The organism is Gordonia sp. i37 (assembly GCF_002043085.1).
Taxonomy (GTDB): domain Bacteria; phylum Actinomycetota; class Actinomycetes; order Mycobacteriales; family Mycobacteriaceae; genus Gordonia; species Gordonia polyisoprenivorans.
Genome location: NZ_MVPX01000310.1, coordinates 1 through 1,651, shown reverse-complemented (window position 1 = coordinate 1,651; position 1,651 = coordinate 1). Strand labels below are relative to the sequence as shown.

Here is a 1,651-nt window from a genome sequence, read left to right as displayed (position 1 = left end):
GGAGCCGGTGTGTCCGGTGGAGGCGATCTTCTACGAGGATGACGTCCCCGACGAATGGGATCCGTACGTCAGTGCCAATGCCGACTTCTTCGACGAGCTGGGCTCGCCGGGCGGCGCCAGCAAGGTCGGTAAGACCGATTTCGACCCGCCCTTCATCAAGCAGCTGCCCCCGATGAACGAGGACGAGGACTGAGCTCGCGGTGACCGGTTACCGTCCGGCCCGACGCCGGGTCAGTGCCGCCCTTCCCGACTTTCCGTGGGACACCCTGGCCGAGGCCAAGGCCACCGCGAACTCCCATCCCGATGGCATCGTCGACCTCTCGGTCGGCACCCCGGTCGATCCCGTCGATCCGGTCATCCGCGAGGCACTCGCGCAGGCCTCGGAGTTCCCGGGCTATCCGACGACGATCGGGACCACGGCTCTGCGCGACGCCGCAGCCGCGGCCCTGGGTCGTCGCTACGGCGCCGTCGGCGTGGACGAGTCGAGCATCCTCCCGGTGATCGGAACCAAGGAGGCCATCGCCGGGGTGGTCGCGACGCTCGGTGTCGGCGTCGGCGAGATGGTCGTCATCCCGGAGGTCGCCTACCCGACCTATGAGGTCAGTGCCCTGCTGGCCGGTGCGACACCGGTGCGTGCCGATTCGACGGTGGCGCTCGGGCCGGCGCGCCCGGCCGTGCTGTTCCTGAACTCGCCGTCCAACCCGACCGGCAAAATCCTCGGGATCGACCACCTGCGCAAGGTGATCGAGTGGGCGCGCGAACGCGGGACCGTCGTCATCTCCGACGAGTGCTATCTCGGTTTGTCGTGGGACGCCGAGGCCGTCTCGGTGCTCGACCCGCGTGTCTCCGACGGCGATCACACCGGGCTGCTCGCGGTGCACTCGTTGTCGAAGATCTCCAACCTGGCGTCCTATCGTGCGGGTTTCTTCGCCGGTGACCGGGAACTGATCGCCGAACTGCTGGCCGTACGCAAACATGCCGGGCTGATGGTGCCGTACCCGCTTCAGGCGGCGATGACCGCAGCGCTCACCGACGATGCGCACGTCGAGGTCCAGCGTGCCCGCTATGCCAAACGCCGGACCGAGCTGGCCGCGGCGGTCCGCGCAGCCGGTTTCACCATCGACCACTCCGAAGCCGGTTTGTATCTGTGGGCCACCCGCGGCGAACCGTGCCGGGAGACCGTCGGCTGGCTCGCGCAGCGCGGCATCCTTGCCGCGCCAGGGGACTTCTACGGACCCGCGGGCGTCGACCACGTGCGGATCGCGCTGACGGCGACCGACGAGCGCATCGCCACCGCGGTACAACGACTGGCCTGAGCCGCGACCGCAGGTGACATCCGCCGAGCGCTCTGCGAGACCGACGACGTGCTGGCGCGCCGACACCGCTCCCGGCGAGTCGGTCATCCTGCCCGACGGATGCATGGATCTGATCTGGACCGGCGAGGAGCTCCTGATCGCGGGCCCCGACACCGGGCCGTATGTCTTCGGCACCGACCGGCGCCGGGACATGACCGGACTGCGCTTCGCGCCCGGGTACGCGCCCGGACTCCTCGGCGCCCCCGCGTCGGAGTTCCGGGATTTGCGGGTGCCGCTGAGCGATCTCTGGCCGTCGTCGGACGTGCGACGCTGGGAGGACACGCTCCCCGCCGCCC

At 69.7% G+C, this 1,651-nt stretch carries 2 protein-coding genes and 1 pseudogene; all 3 read left to right on the top strand.

The genetic code is table 11. The features are described 5' to 3' along the window. Positions 1 to 193 (top strand): annotated as a pseudogene (locus tag B1964_RS15070) (ferredoxin); the annotation flags it as partial. Between the two features lie 7 nt (positions 194 to 200). Then, on the top strand, positions 201 to 1,316 hold the full coding sequence (dapC, locus tag B1964_RS15065) for a succinyldiaminopimelate transaminase (protein ID WP_079930344.1): 1,116 nt from the start codon (positions 201 to 203) through the stop codon (positions 1,314 to 1,316). A 13-nt stretch (positions 1,317 to 1,329) separates the two neighbouring features. Next, the coding region (locus B1964_RS15060; protein WP_366664287.1) for a DUF6597 domain-containing transcriptional factor at positions 1,330 to 1,651 on the top strand (322 nt) is incomplete at its 3' end.